The organism is Phreatobacter sp. (assembly GCF_027532945.1).
In the GTDB taxonomy this organism is placed as follows: Bacteria; Pseudomonadota; Alphaproteobacteria; order Rhizobiales; family Phreatobacteraceae; genus Phreatobacter.
Genome location: NZ_JAPZTZ010000030.1, coordinates 33,612 through 52,133, shown reverse-complemented (window position 1 = coordinate 52,133; position 18,522 = coordinate 33,612). Strand labels below are relative to the sequence as shown.

The window sequence follows — 18,522 nt, the reverse complement described above, 5'->3', positions numbered from 1 at the left end:
CGCCACCGATGCCGTCCTGCCACACCCGGCCGCGGCAGGCGAGAGCCTTACCCGGCAGGTAACCCCAAGGCTCCGCGGCACTCAGCGCCGGCCCCTCAGGTGATTGTGACGCACTACGCCGGCCCCTCCGGGCCGGTTCACCTGGGATGCCCGACCGTTGACCGCGCATGGCCACGATTGCGCCACAGTCGAACAGTCGAACGAAAGAAAATACTTTAACGCTTGTCAGTATAAAGTTTCATTTTAGGCTGAAGTAACACCTTATTTCCAAATATGACTTTGATGTCGTGCCTCATTTCAGCCAACAACCGATGGAAATGAACAGGGGGTAGGCGTCGATCGACGCTTGTGAGGTCTGTCTGCGGTAACGCTCCATTAAGGACGCGGTCAAGGAACAGGCGAAAATTCGAACGAATGCGGTTATGGATCATTCACCGCATCGCAACGGGGACCGCGGCCGCTCGACTTTCCGGCCGTCGTCCGTGGGACAGGAGTTGATTATGAAGAAGATCGTCTGGGCCGCGGCCGCTGCCGCCATGCTCGCCACCCCGGCCTATTCGGCCGACCTCGTGCGCCGCCAGCCGGTCGCCGACACCGTCTTCGTCCCGGCCGCCCCGGCCGGCGTCTGGACCGGTTTCTACCTCGGTGCCCATCTCGGCGCCGGGTTCTCCTCGAACTTCCGCAACAATGCCGGCTACGCGCTCGGCAGCGCCTCGGGCTTCTTCGGCGGCCTGCAGGGCGGCTACGACTACCAGATCAACCGCATCGTCCTCGGCCTTGCCGGCGACATCTCCTACGGCAGCATCTCCCGCCGCTTCGTCGCCGTCGGCCCGGGTGTTGACGTGCGCGCCACCGAGAACTGGCAGGGCTCGATCCGCGGCCGCCTCGGCTATGCCGTCCAGGACAACCTGCTCATCTACGCCACCGGTGGTCTCGCCCTCGGCACCGTCAATGCCCGTGAGCTGGCCCCGGCCGTCGTGAGCCAGTCGCGCACCCTCACCGGCTGGACCCTCGGCGCCGGCGGCGAGTACAAGTTCGCCCCGAACTGGTCTGCGCTCCTCGAGTACCGCTACACCGATCTCGGCCGTGCCACCTATGTCAACCTGACCGGCACCCCGCGCATCGGCCTGTCGAGCCACACGATCCGCACCGGCGTCAATTACCGCTTCTGACCGCGCACAACCGCGTGATGCCAGACGGCCCGGGCTCGCCCCGGGCCGTTTTGCGTCGGGCCACCTGTTGATCGGCCGCATTGCCTTGGCCCATGCCCCGCACTATCAGAAGGGCATGGCGCTTCTTGACCTCGCCAATCCCTCGCGCTTTCTCGCACTCGTCGCCCGTGTGCAGCCGTGGCTCGTCGCCGCGACCGTTGCCGTGTTTGCTGTGGCGGCCTGGCAGGTCTTCTTCGTCTCGCCCGATGACTACCAGCAGGGCGATACGGTCCGGATCATGTACATCCACGTGCCGGCCGCCTGGCTGTCGCTGTTCTGCTATGCGGTGATGGCGGCGGCGTCCCTCGGCACCCTCGTCTGGCGGCATCCGCTGGCCGATGTCTCCGCCAAGGCCGCGGCCCCGATCGGCGCCGCCTTCACCTTCATCTGCCTCGCCACGGGCTCGCTCTGGGGCAAGCCCATGTGGGGCACCTGGTGGATCTGGGATGCGCGGCTGACCTCGCAGCTCGTTCTGCTCCTCATGTATCTCGGACTGATCGCGCTCTGGCGCTCGGTGGACGATCCCGGCAGGGCCGGACGCGCCGCGGCGGTTCTCACCCTCGTCGGCACGGTCAACCTGCCGATCATCAAGTTCTCGGTGGACTGGTGGAACACGCTGCACCAGCCCGCCTCGGTGTTCCGCCTCGGCGGACCTACCATCCATCCCTCGCTGCTGACGCCGCTGATGGTCTCGGCCCTCGCCTTCACCCTGCTCTTCCTGGTCATGCACCTCGCCGCCATGCGCAACGAGATCCTGCGCCGCCGCGTGCGCGCCATGCAGCTGATCGCGGCGCAGCGCGAGACCCTGCCGGCCGGCGCGCAGCCGGTGCCGGGGGAGTAAGCGCCATGGGCACGATGTTCGGGGTGCAGCATGCCGGCTTCATCATCGCCTCCTATGCCGTGACGGTGGTGACGATCGGCGCCCTCATCGCCTGGATCGCCATCGACCACCGCCGCCAGAAGGCGGCGCTGGCGGCGCTGGAGGCGCGTGGCGTCACCCGCCGCTCGGCCCGCGGCGGAGAGGCGTCATGAGCCAGATCACGGGCGAAGCCGCCCCGCCGCGCCGCCGCTCCTTCATGGCCTTCCTGCCGCTCGTCATCTTCGCCGGGCTGGTCGTGGTCTTCCTCATCGGCCTGCGCGGCGATCCGCAGAAGTTGCCCTCGGCGCTCATCGGCAAGCCGGCGCCGCAGGTGTCGCTCCCCCCCGTCGAGGGCGTCGGGCGGCCGGGCCTCACCACCGCTGCGCTGCAGGGGCAGGTCACGCTGGTCAATGTCTTCGCCTCCTGGTGCATTCCCTGCCACGAGGAGCATCCCTTCCTCATGGAACTGGCGAAGGACACGCGTTTCCGCCTTGCCGGCATCAACCAGAAGGACCAGCCGGAGAACGCGCGGCGGTTCCTCGGTCGCAACGGCAATCCCTACACTCTGGTCGGGGCCGACACGTCCGGCCGCGCCTCCATCGAATGGGGCGTCTATGGCGTGCCGGAGACCTTCGTCGTCGGGCGCGATGGTGTGATCCTGTTCAAGCATGTCGGGCCGATCACCGCCGACAGCCTGCGCGATCGCCTGCGGCCCGAGATCGAGAAGGCGCTGGCCCGCTGATTCCCCCTTGCCCTGCGGGTGCGCCGTTTGCCAAGCTCGGCTCCCAGCTTGTCTGAGGGAGGGGGTCATGAAGCGTCTGCTTGCCGCAGCTGCGTTCGGATTGCTGCTGGTTCACGAGGCCCCCGGGCAGGATCTGCCACCCGCGGTGCAGGCCGAGCGGGATCAGGCCGCTCGCGACTGTCGTGACGCCGGTGGGCAAATGGCGATCCGTCCCGGCTACGTGCGGACGGCTGACTTCAACGGAGACGGGGTGCCCGACTACGTCCTCGATCAGAACCAGCTCGTTTGCCGGGGCGCCGAGAGTACATTCTGCGGCACCGGTGGTTGTGCGATCGAGGTATTCATCTCGTCTCCGGCAGGTCACCGTGACGCCAGGCTCCAAGCGCTGGGTTTCGGCGCCAGCATCCGCGGCGACGGAGCATCTTCGGTTCTGGTGATCGCCGGCCGCGGCGGCGAATCGGCCTATCGCTGGGATGGGCGCCAGTTCGTCGCCGCTGGCCGGATGCCGCCGCCACGTGGCCCGGAGGCAGGGCCGCAGCCCGGCCCAACGCCGCCCTATGGACGTTGGGTCTTCCTCGAGGACGGGCGTTGTCCGGAAGCAGGCCAAGGGCTTGTGATCGAGCGTGACCGTATCGTCGTCGACTGGGGTGGTGACCAGACGACCTTCGGCGGTGTCGCGCTTGTTCGTTGCGAGGGTGCGGTTTGCACGTTCCGTCAGGCACGCAGCGGCCGGACGTGGTCGACCCGCACCCTGTCCTTTGATCGTATCGTGTTTCGCGGCGCTCTCGGCAGCCAGGTGACGGCGCGCGTCGAGGCCCAGCGGGAAGGTCCCGGCTGCAAGGCCGTTCAATAGTCTCCCTCGAACCGACGAGATGCGGGCTGGCCTGGAAGGCCCCAAAGTGCAGCCTCTGAAGCTGTCGCAGAGGGAGCCGCAGGATAGACGGAGCCGAAGTCATGGAACCCCAGCTGCTGACCGACCGCCAGGGACCGGTTGCCATCCTGACCCTCAACCGCCCGCAGGCGATGAACGCCCTGTCGCAGGCGCTCATCCGCACCCTCACGGCCGAGATCCTTGCGCTCTCTGCCGATGACACCGTCCGCGTGATCGTCCTCACCGGAGCCGGCGAGCGGGCCTTCTCGGCCGGGCTCGACCTGAAGGAGCTCGGCGCCACATCCGGCCTCCTCGGCAAGGGCGAGGCCGACGGCGAGAGACCGAACCCGATCCGCGCCATCGAAGATTGCCGGAAGCCCGTCATCGCCGCTGTGAACGGTGTCGCTATTACCGGCGGCTTCGAGCTGGCGCTTGCCTGCGACGTGCTGATCGCCGCCGACACAGCGCGCTTCGCCGATACCCACCAGCGCGTCGGCGTCATCCCCGGCTGGGGCCTCAGCCAGAAGCTGTCGCGCATCATCGGCCCGTCGCGGGCGAAGGAGATGGCGCTGTCCGGCCGGTTCATCACCGCAAGCCAAGCCAGCGACTGGGGCCTCGTCAGCCGCGCCGTGCCGGCGGCGACGCTCATGGATGAGGCGCTGTCGCTCGCCCGCGACATGGCGGAGGTCGAGCCGTCCTTCGTCGCGGCCTACAAGGGGCTGATGGATGAGGGCTACCGGTTGGCCTTCGGCGAGGCGCTGGCGCTGGAGGCAGACCTGTCGCGCCGCCACAACACCGCCTTATCGCCAGCCCAGCTGGAGGCCCGGCGTGCCGGTGTCCAGGCACGGGGACGCAGCCGCTGAGCCTGCGCGTCATCGCCGCGTCATGCGAATAAGCGTTGACGGGCGGGTCCCTTCATGGCCAATGCGCCATTCTTCCGCGGGTCCCGGGGCTGACAAGCCGGGACCCTTTTTCCGTCACCCATGCCAGTCCGGAGACCTCGCATGAGCCAGTGGCCCGTCTATCATGAAATCACCGGTCCGATCGTGATGATCGGCTTCGGTTCCATCGGCCGCGGCACGCTGCCGCTGATCGAGAGGCATTTCAAATATGATCAGACGCGCATGGTGGTCATCGATCCGGTCGATACGGATCGAAAGCTCCTCGATGAGCGCGGCATCCGGTTCGTGCAGGAGCATGTCACGGCGGAGAACTATCGCGACCTGCTGACGCCGCTGCTCACCGCCGGTGGCGGCAAGGGCTTCTGCGTCAACCTCTCGGTCGATACCTCCTCCGTCGACATCATGGAGCTGTGCCGCGAGATCGGCTGCTTCTACATCGACACGGTGGCCGAGCCCTGGGCCGGCTTCTATTTCGACACGTCCAAGGGCCCGGCGGCGCGCTCCAACTACATGCTGCGCGAGCGCGTGCTGGAAGCCCGCGACCGGAAGCCCGGCGGCACCACCGCCGTCTCCTGCTGCGGCGCCAATCCCGGCATGGTCTCCTGGTTCGTGAAGCAGGCGCTGCTCAACATCGCCACCGACCACAAGGTCGATTTCACCGAGCCGAAGACCAAGGCGGAGTGGGCTGCGCTCGCCGCCAAGGTCGGCGTCAAGGGTATCCACATTGCCGAGCGCGACACCCAGCGCTCGAAGAAGCCGAAGCCGGCCAATGTCTTCGTCAACACCTGGTCGGTTGAGGGCTTCGTGTCCGAGGGCATGCAGCCGGCCGAGCTCGGCTGGGGGACGCACGAGACCTGGATGCCGGCGAATGCGGGCACCCACGAGACCGGCTGCGGGGCCGCGATCTACCTGCTGCAGCCCGGCGCCAACACCCGCGTGCGCTCCTGGTGCCCGACGCCGGGCGCCCAGTATGGCTTCCTCGTCACCCACAACGAGGCCATCTCCATCGCTGACTACCTGACGGTGCGCGATGAAGCGGGCAAGGTCACCTACCGGCCGACCTGCCACTATGCCTACCATCCGGCCAACGACGCGGTGCTGTCGCTGCACGAGATGTTCGGCGCCGCCGGCAAGCGGCAGGATTCCTGGCACATCCTCGACGAGAACGAGATCGAGGACGGCATCGACGAGCTCGGCGTGCTGCTCTACGGCCATGCCGGCAATGCCTATTGGTACGGTTCGCAGCTCTCCATCGAGGAGACGCGGCGGATCGCGCCCTATCAGAACGCCACCGGCCTGCAGGTGACCTCCGCCGTGCTCGCCGGCATGGTCTGGGCGCTGGAGAACCCGGAGGCCGGCATCGTTGAGGCCGACGACATGGATTTCCGCCGTTGCCTCGAGGTGCAGCGGCCCTATCTCGGGCCGGTCATCGGCACCTATACCGACTGGACGCCGCTTCAGGGCCGCCCGGGCTTCTTCCCCGAGGATATCGACAGCTCGGACCCCTGGCAGTTCCGAAACATTCTCGTGCGGGACTAAACAGGGCGGATGGATTGAGCGGGGCGGGCAATGGGCCCGCCCTTCGTGTTTTGGGGGGCATTGAAGCGCCCCCTCAGCCTGCCTCCAGCGCCTCGGCGAAGAGCTCCAGTGCCGCCGCCGCGAAGGCGCGCATGTTGGCGGCGCGGTCGGCCGAGCCGGTGGCGATGGTGAGGGTCCGCACGACCGGCCCGTCGAGGCCGAGGCAGGCATGGCCGGCGGCATCGCCGTAGCGGTTGCCCGTCGGCCCTGTGGCGCCGGTCTCCGACAGGCCCCAGACCGCGCCATGGCTGTCTCGGATGGTCTTTGCCATCAGCGCCGCCCAGGGTTCCGAGGCCGAACGGATGCCGCTCTCGACCATCTGCCGCGTCGAGATGCGCAACAGCGCGTCCCGGGCCTTGGGCGTGTAAACCACAGCGCCGCCTAGATAATAGGCGGAGGCCCCCGGCACGGCGAGCAGCGCGGCGGAAATCAGCCCGCCGGCGGAGGATTCGGAGACGGCGACGGTCTCGCTGCGGGCGACCAGCCGCCCGGCGATGCGGGCGGCGAGGGCGTCGAGGTCGTGCGGTGAGGCTGTCATGGGCGGCTCCAGTATGGATCTGGAGCCTGCCCGAGCGCGAAAGCCCCGGCAACACCGCCGGGAGAGGGGCCCGCGCCGGGATGACGCAGGCATGGAAGGCGGGATTGGCACCTGTCTTGCGAACCCCGAGGGGCCCAACGGCACCGCGCTTCCGCATTAGCAGGATTTGCCATGACCCTCGCCCTCGCCAAGGTCGCCCCACCGCCCGATGACGGGATGGCTGCCCAAGAAACAGGCAGTCCCGAAACGGACGGCGCGGCGCGCGTCTCCAGCGCGCGTCCCTTCATCGAGTTCGAGAAGGTCACCGTGCGCTTCGGCAAGGGGGACAAGCAGGTCCAGGCGCTGTCCGAGACGAGCCTCGCCATCGCCGAGGGCGATTTCGTCGCGCTGGTTGGTCCGTCGGGCTGCGGCAAGTCCACGCTGCTGAAGCTGGTCGGCGACCTGTTGAAGCCCTCGACCGGCCATGTCTTCGTCGGTGGCCGCGAGCTCGGCGCCACCCCGATCCGCATCGGCATGGCCTACCAGAACCCGACGCTGCTGCCGTGGATGAACATCCGCGACAACGTCATGCTGCCGCTGAAGATCGTGCCGCCCTTCCGGTCGGAGTTCTCGGCCAAGCGCAAGACCGAGTTCCGCGACCGGGTCGAGGCGCTGCTGGCGCAGGTTGGCCTCGCCGGCTTCGGCGATAAATTTCCATGGCAGCTCTCCGGCGGCATGATGCAGCGCGCCAATCTCTGCCGCGCCCTCATCCACGAGCCGGACCTCCTGCTGCTCGACGAGCCCTTCGGTGCCCTCGACCAGTTCACCCGCGAGGAGCTCTGGCAGATCATGCAGGACCTGTGGATGTCGAAGAAGACCACGGTCCTCCTCGTCACCCACGACCTGCGCGAGGCCGGTTTCCTCGCCAACCGCATCTGCGTGATGAGCGCCCGTCCCGGCCGCATCCTCGACGACTCCCCCGTCGCCTTCGCCCGGCCGCGGGGCATCGACATGACCTACGAGGCCGAATTCGTCGCGCTCAACCAGCGCCTGCGCAGCCTGATCGTCGCGGCCCGCGGGGGCACTGGCATCGTCCAGGCGGGAGGACACTGACCATGGACGGACTGTCCGACCTCATCCGCCGCAAGTCGGCCTCGATCGCCCTCATCATCGGCGTCTTCGTCTTCTGGGAGGTCGCCTGCCTCATCGGCGGCATTTCCGACATCGTGCTGCCGCGCCCGACCCAGATCATCGCCTCGCTGATCCAGTACTGGCCGGCGATCCGCCCGCATGCCGGGCAGACGCTGTTCACGACGCTGGCCGGCTTCGGCATCGGCGTCCTCATCGGCGTCGCCTTCGGGGTCGCCATCGGCTCCTCGCGCCTCGCTTATGACACGGCCTATCCGCTGCTGGTCGGCATTTCCTCGATCCCGAAGGTGGCGGTGGTGCCGATCTTCGTCCTGTGGTTCGGCGCCGGCACCGTGCCCGCCATCCTCACCGCGGCGATCATCTGCATCTTCCCCATCGTCGTGAACGTCGCCACCGGCATCGCCACGGTGGAGCCGGAGCTCGAGGATGTGATGAAGACGCTGAAGGCGTCGAAGTGGGACATCCTCTGGAACGTCTCGCTGCCCCGGGCCATGCCCTATTTCTTCGCCTCGCTGAAGGTCGCGGTGACGCTCGCCTTCGTCGGTTCGGTGGTGGCGGAAACCGTCGCCTCCAACCGCGGTATCGGCAACATGATGATGGTGGCCTCGTCCACCTTCAACGTGCCGCTGGTCTTCGCCGGGCTCTTCATCCTCGCCGGCCTCGGCGTCGGCCTCTACGCGATCTTCTCGCTGGCCGAGAGCCGGGTCACCGGCTGGGCCCACCGCAAGGACCTTGCGGTGACCTGACCACGCATGCCTTTTTCCCCCAACCGGAGGATTTCCGTGCTCTTCTCCCGACGCATGCTCATCGGCTCCGCCGCCACGCTTCTCGCTGCCCCGGCCCTCGCGCAGTCCCGTACCGCGCTGAAGTTCACCCTCGACTGGCGGTTCCAGGGCGTTCACGCCTGGTACTATCTCGCCCAGGAGAAGGGCTATTTCCGCGACGCCGGCCTCGATGTCACCATCGACCAGGGCGAGGGCTCGGCGGCGACCGTCTCCCGCGTCATGGGCGGCGCCTATGACGCCGGCTTCGGCGACGTCAACGCCATCATCCAGAACGCCGCGCAGCGGCCCGGCGAGCAGCCGGTCATGGTCTACATGATCTACAACAAGGCCCCCTTCGGCGTGGTCGTGAAGGCCAATAGCGGCATCAACACGGTCAAGGATCTCGAGGGCAAGAAGCTCGGCGGTCCGGCCGGCTCGGCGACGACGCGCATGTGGCCGGCCTTCGCCAAGATCAACGGCATCGATCCGGCGAAGAACGAGATCATCAACATGGCGCCGAACCTGCAGGAGCAGATGCTCATCCAGGACCAGGTTCAGGCCTCGCTGATCTTCACCCTGACCAGCTACATGAACCTGATCGGCATGCGGCAGGACCCGGACAAGGACTTCCGCTGGTTCGTCTTCGGCGACCACGGCATCGCCGCCTATTCCAACGGCGTGATGGTCTCGCAGAAGCTCGCCCGCGACAATCCGGCGGCGGTGCGCGGCCTCGTCTCGGCGGTCAACCGCGCCATGAAGGAGACGCTCGCCAACCCGGCAGCCGCCATGGCGCCGATGACCAAGGTCGAGCCGCTGTTCAACCAGGCACTGGAGGCCCGCCGGGTCGACTATGCCGCGAAGACGGCGATCGTCACGCCGGAGGTCCGGACCCTCGGCTTCGGCGACGTGGACGATGCGCGCATGACCCGCGCCATCGCGCAGATCGTCGACGTCTTCCAGCTGCCGCGGGCCCCGGCGCCTTCCGAGGTGTTCAACCGCTCCTTCCTGCCGCCGGCCGCCGAGCGCGCCGCCGGCGCCTGAGGGCGCGTCAACGTCGTAGCTGCAGGACCATCATGACCCGCATTCTCACCGTCGCCGGCCTCATCGACGCCGGCGGCGCCCGCGGCCCCTCCGCCATCATTGTGGAGGGCGACCGCATCACCGCGGTGCGGGACCTCGCCCCCGGCGAGGCCCATGACGATGTGCTGGTCCTTCCTGCCCTGGCGAACGCGCATGACCATGCGCGTTCGCTGCGCACCTCCTCCATCGGCGGCTTTGGCCGGCCGCTGGAAACCTGGCTGCACCGGCTGCAGCTCTTCGGCTCGGTCGATCCCTGGCTGGCCTCGGTGGCGCCCTTCGGCCGGGCGCTGCTCGGCGGGCAGGGGGCCTCGATGGTCCACTACACCCGCGTCCAGGGCCTCACCGACTTCGTCACCGAGGCGAAGGAGGTGGCGCGCGCGGCGAGCGATGTCGGACTGCGCATCGCCTTCGGCATCGCCATGCGCGATGCCAATCCGCTCGTCTATGGCGAGTCAGGCCCGATCCTCGACGCGCTGTCGCCCGCCGCACGCGCCGAGGTCGAGGCGCGGTTCCTCGCCAAGCCCTTGCCTGTTGCCGAGCAGCTCGCCCGCGTCGAGGCCGTCGCCGCCGCCATCGCCTCGCCGATGGTCGATGTGCAATACGGCCCGAACGGCGTGCAATGGTCGACGCCGGCGCTGCTCGAGGGCATCGCCGAGGCCTCGGAGCGCACCGGCCGGCGGGTGCACATGCACCTGCTGGAAACCCGCTACCAGCGCGACTGGGCCGACCGACATTTTCCTGGCGGCATCGCCCGACACCTGAAAGAGATCGGGCTGCTGTCACCTCGCCTGACGCTGGCCCATTGCACCTGGGCTTCCCCTCAGGATCTGGAGCTGATCGCCGAGAGTGGCGCGACCATCTCGGTCAATACCTCCTCCAATCTCGCGCTGCGCTCGGGTCTTGCGCCGGTGGCGGCGATGATCAAGGCGGGCTGCAAGGTCGGCCTCGGCATCGACGGCCAGGCCTTTGACGAAGACGATGATCTCTTGCGCGAGATGCGCCTCGTCTGGTCGCTCCATGCCGGCTGGGGCTTCGACAGGCAAGTCTCCACCGCCGACGTCATGCAGGCGGTGTTCACGGCCGGCCATCGCACGCTGAACTCGCCGGTGACGGGCCGGATCGAGGCCGGCGCGCCGGCCGATCTCGTCGTGCTCGACCGCGCGGCGCTCGACGATGACGCGCTGATGGATGTGCCGCCGGTCGAGTTGCTCTTCGCCCGCGCCTCCGGGAGGCATCTGAAGGAAACGCTCATCGCCGGGCGCGTCGTGGTGCGTGACGGCACTGTCACCGGCGTGGACCTTCCCGCCATCCACCGCGAATTGCGCGCCGCCATGCGCGGACAAGTGGAGGCGCGCGGCGCCTTCCGCGCCGCCCTGCCGGAGCTGGAAGCGGTGATCTGTCGCCACTTCTCCGACAGCCTCGGCTGTTGCTAAACGCCGCGCTTCGCCTAGATTGCCGCCGGCCTTTCGGCAGGTTCTGAAACGAAGGATGGCATCATGGTCCCAGGCTCCCTGACGCGACGCGCCGTCGCGGGTTTCGCCACACTGGCCCTGGCGACGTTCGGCCTTGTCGCCGCCGCGACCGCCCAGGCGCCCCGGGAGCTGAGGATCTTCAACTGGTCGAATTATATCGACGAGCAGGTGCTCCGCGACTTCGAACGCGAGTTCAACGCCAAGGTCGTCTACGACACCTATGATTCCAACGAGGTGCTGGAGACGCGGCTGCTCGCCGGGCGCACTGGCTACGACATCGTCGTGCCGTCGGCGCCGTTCCTGTCGCGGCAGATCGCCGCCAATGTCCACCAGCGGCTGGACCCCGCCAAGATCCCGAACCGCACCAACTTCTGGCCGGACATCCTGCGCCGTACCGCCGCCTACGATCCCGGCAACGCCTTCTCGGTGAACTATCTCTGGGGCACGACCGGCATCGGCTACAATGTCGCCAAGATCCGCGAACGGATGCCCGATGCGCCGCTCGATTCCTGGCGCCTGGCGCTCGATTTCGACACGCTCGCCAGGTTCAAGGATTGCGGCATCCATTTCCTCGACACGGCCGAGGATCTCCTGCCCTCGGTGATGCGCTATCTTGGCCGCGACCCCAATTCCAAGCGGGCCGAGGACTGGGAGGCCGCCGCCTCGCATGTGCAGCAATTGCGCACGCTGATCACCAAGTTCCACTCCTCGGAGTATATCTCGGCCCTGGCCAATGGCGACATCTGCCTCGCGGTCGGCTATTCCGGCGACATCTTCCAGGCGCAGAAGCGGGCGAAGGAAGCGGGTAACGGCGTCGACATCCAGTACGTCATCCCCCGGGAAGGCGCGCAGATGTGGTTCGACCAGATGGCGATCCCGGCCGATGCGCCGAATGCCGACCTCGCCCACTCCTTCATCAACTACGTGAACCGGCCGGAGGTCATGGCCAAGATCGCCACCTTCGTGAGCTATGCTAGCGGCAACCTCGCCGCCCGGCCGCTGGTGGCGCCGGCTGTCAGGGACAATCCGTCGATCTATCCGCCGGAGGCGGTGATGGCGCGGCTCTTCACGGTGACGAGCCCCGATGCTCGGCTGCAGCGCGTCATCACCCGCGCCTGGACGCGCGCCAAGACCGGCCGCTGAGGCCCGTCATGGAGCCTCCCGAACGACCGGCTGCGCACCGCGCGGCCTTCGCCCCCTGGGACGATCCGGCCGCGAGGCCCCTCGTCGTCTATGATGGCGTGACCAAGCGCTTCGGCGCGGAGACCGCGGTCGTAGACCTGTCGCTCGCCGTCTATGAGCGCGAGTTCTTCGCGCTGCTCGGGCCGTCGGGCTGCGGCAAGTCCACGCTGATGCGGATGCTCGCCGGCTTCGAGAGCCCGAGCGAGGGGCGTGTGCTGCTCGCCGGCGAGGATCTTGCGGGAGTGCCGCCGCATCTGCGCCCCGTCAACATGATGTTCCAGTCCTACGCGCTCTTCCCGCATATGAGCGTCGAGACAAACATCGCCTTCGGCCTCGCCATGGAGGGACGGCCGCGGGACGAGATCGGCGCCCGCGTCGGCGAGGCGCTGCGCATGGTGAAGCTCGACGGTCTCGCAGGCCGCAAGCCGCACCAGCTCTCCGGCGGACAGCGGCAGCGGGTGGCGCTCGCCCGCGCCCTGGTGAAGCGGCCGAAGGTGCTGCTGCTCGACGAGCCGCTCGGCGCGCTTGACCGCAAGCTGCGTGAGGAGACCCAGTTCGAGCTGATGGCACTGCAAGAACGGCTCGGCCTCACCTTCATCATCGTCACCCATGATCAGGACGAGGCCATGACCATGGCGACGCGCATCGCCGTCATGGACAAGGGCCGGCTGGCGCAGATCGGCACGCCGCGCGCCATCTACGAGGCGCCGACGACGCGTTATGTCGCGGACTTCATCGGCGACATCAACCTCGTCGAGGGGAAGGTCACGGGTGCCGAGGGGAGCCGCGTGAGCGTGATGACGGCGCTGGGCGATATGGTTGTCGCAGAGGCCAGTGAGCCGGTGTCGGTCGGCCAGGCGGTGGCGGTGGCCTGGCGGCCGGAGAAGACGCGGCTTGTGCGCGCCGGCGAAACCGGGCCGGCCGGTTCCGTGATGCTCACCGGCACGATCGCCGATATCGGCTATCTCGGCGACTGGTCGACCTACCATGTCGATATCGGCGGCCTCCGGCTGAAGGCGGCGTTGGCCAATGCCGTCCGCCGTGCGGAGGATGCGGTCGACTGGGGCGATCCGGTGAGGCTTGCGGTGGCGCCCGAGGCGCTCATTCTCTTGGTGCGGTAGGCCATGAGCGAGCGCGCCACCCGTCGCACCATCATCCTCGTGCCCTATCTGTGGCTCGCATTGTTCTTCCTCGTGCCCTTCGCCATCGTGGCGAAGATGTCGCTGTCGCAGGTGGCGACGGCCATTCCGCCCTACACGCCGGTCTTCGGGCTGGAGGACGGTCCGGCCGTCTGGCTCGCCAAGGCGCGCGAGCTCTCGCTCGACAATTACGCCGTGCTCGCCGGCGACCGGCTCTATATCGACGCCTTCCTCTCCTCGCTCCGCATCGCGCTGATCGGCACGGCGATCCTCCTCCTCATCGGCTATCCCATGGCCCATGCCATGGCACGCGCGCCTGAGCGCTGGCGGGCGGTCCTGGTCATGGCGGTGATCCTGCCGTTCTGGACGAGCTTCCTCATCCGCGTCTATGCCTGGATCGGCATCCTCAAGCCCGAGGGCCTGCTCAATGAGCTGCTGATCGGCGCGCCGCTCGCCATCGCCAATACCGAGACCGCCGTGATCATCGGCGTCGTCTATTCCTACCTGCCCTTCATGGTGCTGCCGCTCTATGCGGCGCTGGAACGCATGGACCGCACGCTGCTGGAGGCCGCGGCAGACCTGGGATGTCCGCCCTGGCTCGCCTTCTGGCGCATCACCGTGCCGCTGTCCTTGCCAGGCATCGTCGCCGGCTGCTTCCTCTGCTTCATCCCGATCACCGGCGAGGTGGTGATCCCGGACCTGCTCGGCGGCTCCGACACGTTGATGATCGGCAAGACGCTGTGGACCGAGTTCTTCTCGAACCGCGACTGGCCGGTGGCCTCGGCGGTAGCCGTGGTGCTCTTGGTGATCCTGGTCGGGCCGATCATGGTCTACCAGCGCCATCAGGGTCGCCAGCTGGAGGCGGGGCGATGATGAGCCCGCGCTCCCGCTACCTCGACGCCACGGCGCTGACCCTCGGCTTCGCCTTCCTCTACCTGCCCATCGTCATCCTGGTGATCTTCTCCTTCAATGCGAGCCAGCTCGTCACGGTCTGGGGCGGCTTCTCGACGCGCTGGTATGCGGGCCTCTGGCAGAACCGCCAGCTCATGGATGCTGCCTGGATGACGCTGAAGGTGGCGACCCTCTCGGCCCTCCTCGCCACGGTGATCGGCACGCTCGCGGCTCTCGCCCTGACCCGCTACGCCCGCTTCCGCGGCCGCACGCTGTTCTCCGGTCTCGTCTATGCGCCGATCGTCATGCCGGAGGTCATCACCGGCCTTTCGCTGCTGCTGCTCTTCGTGTCGCTTGGCCTCGAGCGCGGTTTCTGGACCGTGACGGTGGCTCACGCGACCTTCACCTGCGGCTTCGTCGCGGTGGTGGTGCAGTCGCGGCTCGTCACCTTCGACCGCTCGCTGGAGGAGGCGGCGGCGGATCTTGGCGCGAAGCCCTGGCAGGTTTTCACCCACGTGACCCTGCCGATCATCGCGCCCGCGGTGATCGCCGGCTTCCTTCTCGCCTTCACCCTGTCGCTCGACGACCTCGTCATCGCGAGCTTCACCACTGGGCCGGGCGCAACCACGCTGCCCATGCGCGTCTACAGCCAGGTGCGGCTCGGCGTGACGCCCGAGATCAACGCCATCTCGACGCTGATGATCGCCGCCGTGACGGTGCTGGTCATCGCGGCCTCGCTCGCCACCAAGCGCGGCGCGGCGCGGGGCTGAAGCGGGCGGCGCAAGGGCTGCATCCCCCGGCGCGCCTTGACCCGCCGCCGCAACGGGTGGTTTGTGGCGGACGATCCCCTCTGCCGCACACGAGCCCGACCATGTCCGCCCCACCCGCCTCCGCCGTCGCCAATCTCCTGTCGATCCTCGACCTGGAGCGGCTCGAGGTGAACCTGTTCCGCGGCAAGAGCCCGCAGGACGGCTGGCAGCGCGTCTTCGGCGGCCAAGTCATCGGCCAGGCGTTGGTGGCCGCCTGCCGCACGGTGGAGGGTCGCCGTCCGCATTCGCTCCACGGCTATTTCGTGCTGCCGGGCGATCCGAAACATCCGATCATCTACGAGGTGGAGCGGGTGCGCGACGGGCGCTCCTTCTCGACCCGGCGCGTGCGCGCCATCCAGCACGGAGCGGCGATCTTCTCCCTGTCGGCGTCCTTCCATGTCGAGGAGGAGGGCGAGGAGCACCAGTTCGCCATGCCGGACGTGCCGCCGCCGGAGGAGCTGAAGTCGGAAGCCGACGTGCGCCAGCTCTTCCACGCCCACATGTCCGACGCGATGAAGGCCTATTTCGCCCGCGAGCGGCCCATCGAGATCCGCCCGGTCGAGTTCGGCCGCTATACGGGCGAGGCCCAGGCCGAGGGCAAGTTCCACGTCTGGATCCGCACCACCGCGCCGCTGCCGGACGATCCGGTCGTGCACCAGTGCGTGCTTGCCTATGCCTCGGACATGACCCTGCTGGACGCAGCCAACGTGCCCCACGGTCGCTCGTTCTTCGACCAGTCGGTGCAGGCGGCGAGCCTCGACCACGCCATGTGGTTCCACCGGCCGTTCCGCGCCGACGATTGGCTGCTCTATGCCCACGATTCGCCCTCGGGGCAGAACTCGCGGGGGTTCACCCGCGGCTCGATCTACACGCGCCAGGGCGTGCTTGTGGCCTCGGTGGCCCAGGAAGGCCTGCTGCGCGAGAAGCGGCGCTGACTGATCTGCCTTGATTTTGTGCAAATCTGCGGGCGAAACGCGGCCGATCCAAGGCGGCGCAGATTCGTTGCCCTGTTTTTCATCAGGTGGCCTTCCGAGCCTGTGTTGCTCGCGCCCTGATATGTCTCAACAGACTGATTTATAACGGTAATCTCGCGCTGCTCGCCACTGGCACGAGAATTGACTCCCCCACTGTGGTTCGGGCGCCGTCCATCTGGTCGGCCCGGCTTGCAGACAACCGCTTCACCCGGCTCAGGCCAAGGGGGAAGCCAATGCGGGGATGACGACATGAAGATCGTAATGGCGATCATCAAGCCATTCAAACTGGAGGAGGTCCGCGATGCCCTCACGGGGATCGGGGTCCATGGCCTCACCGTCACCGAGGTGAAGGGATACGGGCGCCAGAAGGGCCATACCGAGATCTATCGCGGCGCCGAATATGCCGTCAGCTTCCTGCCCAAGCTGAAGATCGAGGTCGCGGTTGCGGGCCCGGACGTCGACAAGGTCGTGGCCGCCATCGCCGGCGCTGCGAAGACCGGCCAGATCGGTGACGGCAAGATCTTCGTCACCTCGATCGAGCACGCCGTGCGCATCCGCACCGGCGAAACCGACGTCGACGCGCTGTGACGCGCCCCTCACCGACCACAGACATTCCTCTGGAGACTTTCCACATGATGAGATCGAGCCTTTACAGGTGGGGTTTGGGCGCACTCGCGCTCGCGGGCCTCGCTGCGGCGGTCATCGACCCCGCTCTCGCCCAGGCGCCCGCTGCGGCCGCCCCCGCCGCCCCGAAGCCGAATGCCGGTGACACGGCCTTCGTGCTCATCTCGGCCTATCTCGTGCTGCTGATGACCATTCCGGGTCTCGCCCTGTTCTATGGCGGCCTGGTGCGCACCAAGAACATGCTGTCGGTGCTGACCCAGGTCTTCGTGATCGTCGCCGTCGTGTCGATCATCTACGTGATCTACGGCTACTCGCTGTCCTTCACCTCGGGCGGTGGCCTCAACGCTTTCACCGGCGGCTTCTCCAAGGCCTTCCTGATGAATGTCGATCCGACCAAGACGGCCGCGACCTTCTCCAACGGCGTCGTCATTCCGGAATATGCCTACATCATCTTCCAGATGACCTTCGCCTGCATCACGCCCGCCCTCATCGTCGGCGCCTTCGCCGAGCGCGTGAAGTTCTCGGCGCTGCTGCTCTTCGTCGTCCTCTGGGTCACCTTCATCTACTTCCCGATGGCCCACATGGTCTGGTACTGGGCCGGCCCCGACGCCATCGCCGACGCCGCCAAGGCCGTCGCCGCCGCTGGTTCCGACGCTGCCGCCAAGGCCGCTGCCGAGGCGAAGCTCGCCGAGGTCAAGGCTGATGCGGGCCTGCTCTTCCAGTGGGGTGCTCTCGACTTCGCCGGCGGCACGGTCGTCCACATCAGTGCCGGTATCGCCGGTCTGGTGGGCTGCCTCGTCATCGGCAAGCGCATCGGCTACGGCAAGGAGCTGATGCCTCCCCACTCGCTGGTCATGACGCTGATCGGCGCCGCGCTCCTCTGGGTGGGCTGGTTCGGCTTCAATGCCGGCTCCAACCTCGAGGCCAACGGCACCGCCGCCCTGGCTGCCATCAACACCTTCGTGGCCACCGGCGCCGCGACGCTCGCCTGGCTCTTCGTCGAATGGGCCGCCAAGGGCAAGCCGTCGCTCCTCGGTGCCGCCTCGGGTGCGGTGGCCGGCCTCGTCGCCGTGACGCCCGCGGCCGGCTTTGCCGGTCCGATGGGCGCCATCATCCTCGGCCTCGTGTCGGGTGGCGTCTGCTTCATCTTCTGCTCGACGGTGAAGAACGCCTTTGGCTACGACGACACGCTGGACGTCTTCGGCATCCACTGCGTCGGCGGCATCATCGGTGCCCTCGGCACCGGCATCGTGGTCAATGTCGCCCTCGGCGGCGCCGGCATCCCCGACTACGAGACCAAGCCCGGCGAACTGGTGGCGGGTGCCTACGAGTTCATCCCGGCGCTCTGGGCGCAGGCCAAGGCGGTGCTCTTCACCCTGGCCTTCTCCGGCATCGGCTCCTTCATCCTCTTCAAGATCGTCGACGTCGTCGTCGGTCTCCGGGTGACGGCTGATCGCGAGCGCGAGGGTCTCGACCTCGCCGAGCACGGCGAGCGCGCCTACAACCTCTGATCCGGCCTTCCTCCCAAGGCCATCCTGGCCCCCGGCACACCGTGCCGGGGGTCTTTTCTTTGGATCGGGGTGATCCCGGGCCACCCCGCCTGTCATTGTGCCGGCCGTCGATGGTTAATCGGCCGTCAACCGTTGCCTCGCTAGGGTGAGCGACCGAACCGGACGGTCCGCCGGCGGCGCTGCCTTTTCGCGCCGCTGCGGTCCTCCCTCGCATGGGATTGGACGACGATGGCAGTGGCGCGCCGGC

At 67.7% G+C, this 18,522-nt stretch carries 19 protein-coding genes; 18 read left to right on the top strand and 1 reads right to left on the bottom strand.

Going from position 1 to position 18,522, the window contains the following annotated elements:
* The first annotated feature begins 500 nt into the window (after positions 1-500).
* The 7 genes from O9344_RS19045 (at position 501) to O9344_RS19015 (ending at position 6,124) form a co-directional block, all read left to right on the top strand.
* Entirely contained in the window at positions 501-1,172 is a 672-nt protein-coding gene (locus tag O9344_RS19045) for an outer membrane protein (RefSeq protein ID WP_298481045.1), read from the top strand.
* A 115-nt stretch (positions 1,173-1,287) separates the two neighbouring features.
* Complete coding sequence (locus tag O9344_RS19040) at positions 1,288-2,052, top strand: heme ABC transporter permease (protein ID WP_298481043.1); 765 nt, start codon at positions 1,288-1,290, stop codon at positions 2,050-2,052.
* A 14-nt stretch (positions 2,053-2,066) separates the two neighbouring features.
* Positions 2,067-2,243, top strand: coding sequence for a heme exporter protein CcmD (ccmD, locus tag O9344_RS19035; RefSeq protein WP_298481102.1), 177 nt, complete (start codon positions 2,067-2,069; stop codon positions 2,241-2,243).
* Positions 2,240-2,812, top strand: coding sequence for a DsbE family thiol:disulfide interchange protein (locus O9344_RS19030; protein ID WP_298481041.1), 573 nt, complete (start codon positions 2,240-2,242; stop codon positions 2,810-2,812). Before ccmD ends, O9344_RS19030 begins: the two co-directional genes overlap by 4 nt.
* Before the next feature lie 67 nt (positions 2,813-2,879).
* Complete coding sequence (locus O9344_RS19025; protein ID WP_298481039.1) at positions 2,880-3,665, top strand: hypothetical protein; 786 nt, start codon at positions 2,880-2,882, stop codon at positions 3,663-3,665.
* 101 nt (positions 3,666-3,766) lie between these two features.
* Positions 3,767-4,546: an enoyl-CoA hydratase gene (locus O9344_RS19020; protein ID WP_298481037.1), complete on the top strand. Its 780-nt coding sequence runs from the start codon at positions 3,767-3,769 to the stop codon at positions 4,544-4,546.
* Between the two features lie 141 nt (positions 4,547-4,687).
* A complete protein-coding gene (locus O9344_RS19015; protein ID WP_298481034.1) occupies positions 4,688-6,124 on the top strand; it encodes a homospermidine synthase in 1,437 nt (478 codons plus the stop codon).
* Between the two features lie 73 nt (positions 6,125-6,197).
* Here the strand turns inward: O9344_RS19015 and O9344_RS19010 are convergent, their stop codons facing one another.
* Positions 6,198-6,701: a CinA family protein gene (locus O9344_RS19010; protein WP_298481032.1), complete on the bottom strand. Its 504-nt coding sequence runs from the start codon at positions 6,699-6,701 to the stop codon at positions 6,198-6,200.
* A gap of 171 nt (positions 6,702-6,872) precedes the next feature.
* Between O9344_RS19010 and O9344_RS19005 the strand changes: the two genes are divergently transcribed.
* The 11 genes from O9344_RS19005 (at position 6,873) to O9344_RS18955 (ending at position 18,275) form a co-directional block, all read left to right on the top strand.
* Positions 6,873-7,793, top strand: coding sequence for an ABC transporter ATP-binding protein (locus tag O9344_RS19005; protein ID WP_298481030.1), 921 nt, complete (start codon positions 6,873-6,875; stop codon positions 7,791-7,793).
* A gap of 2 nt (positions 7,794-7,795) precedes the next feature.
* Entirely contained in the window at positions 7,796-8,575 is a 780-nt protein-coding gene (locus O9344_RS19000) for an ABC transporter permease (RefSeq protein ID WP_298481028.1), read from the top strand.
* A gap of 36 nt (positions 8,576-8,611) precedes the next feature.
* Positions 8,612-9,634: an ABC transporter substrate-binding protein gene (locus tag O9344_RS18995; protein WP_363321951.1), complete on the top strand. Its 1,023-nt coding sequence runs from the start codon at positions 8,612-8,614 to the stop codon at positions 9,632-9,634.
* 32 nt (positions 9,635-9,666) lie between these two features.
* On the top strand, positions 9,667-11,106 hold the full coding sequence (locus tag O9344_RS18990) for an amidohydrolase family protein (protein WP_298481026.1): 1,440 nt from the start codon (positions 9,667-9,669) through the stop codon (positions 11,104-11,106).
* A gap of 63 nt (positions 11,107-11,169) precedes the next feature.
* A complete protein-coding gene (locus tag O9344_RS18985; RefSeq protein WP_298481024.1) occupies positions 11,170-12,288 on the top strand; it encodes a polyamine ABC transporter substrate-binding protein in 1,119 nt (372 codons plus the stop codon).
* An 8-nt stretch (positions 12,289-12,296) separates the two neighbouring features.
* Positions 12,297-13,448, top strand: a complete 1,152-nt coding sequence (locus tag O9344_RS18980; RefSeq protein ID WP_298481021.1) for an ABC transporter ATP-binding protein — start codon at positions 12,297-12,299, stop codon at positions 13,446-13,448.
* Positions 13,449-13,451: 3 nt separating this feature from the next.
* Entirely contained in the window at positions 13,452-14,339 is an 888-nt protein-coding gene (locus O9344_RS18975; protein ID WP_298481019.1) for an ABC transporter permease subunit, read from the top strand.
* Entirely contained in the window at positions 14,339-15,127 is a 789-nt protein-coding gene (locus O9344_RS18970; protein ID WP_298481099.1) for an ABC transporter permease, read from the top strand. Before O9344_RS18975 ends, O9344_RS18970 begins: the two co-directional genes overlap by 1 nt.
* Before the next feature lie 101 nt (positions 15,128-15,228).
* Positions 15,229-16,101 carry an acyl-CoA thioesterase II gene (tesB, locus tag O9344_RS18965; protein WP_298481017.1) on the top strand — a complete coding sequence of 291 codons (873 nt, stop codon included), beginning with the start codon at positions 15,229-15,231 and terminating at the stop codon, positions 16,099-16,101.
* A 288-nt stretch (positions 16,102-16,389) separates the two neighbouring features.
* The gene (locus tag O9344_RS18960) at positions 16,390-16,728 is read left to right on the top strand and encodes a P-II family nitrogen regulator (RefSeq protein ID WP_108175947.1); all 339 of its coding nucleotides are present in this window, start codon (positions 16,390-16,392) and stop codon (positions 16,726-16,728) included.
* 47 nt (positions 16,729-16,775) lie between these two features.
* On the top strand, positions 16,776-18,275 hold the full coding sequence (locus O9344_RS18955; RefSeq protein ID WP_298481097.1) for an ammonium transporter: 1,500 nt from the start codon (positions 16,776-16,778) through the stop codon (positions 18,273-18,275).
* The last annotated feature ends 247 nt before the right edge of the window (positions 18,276-18,522 follow it).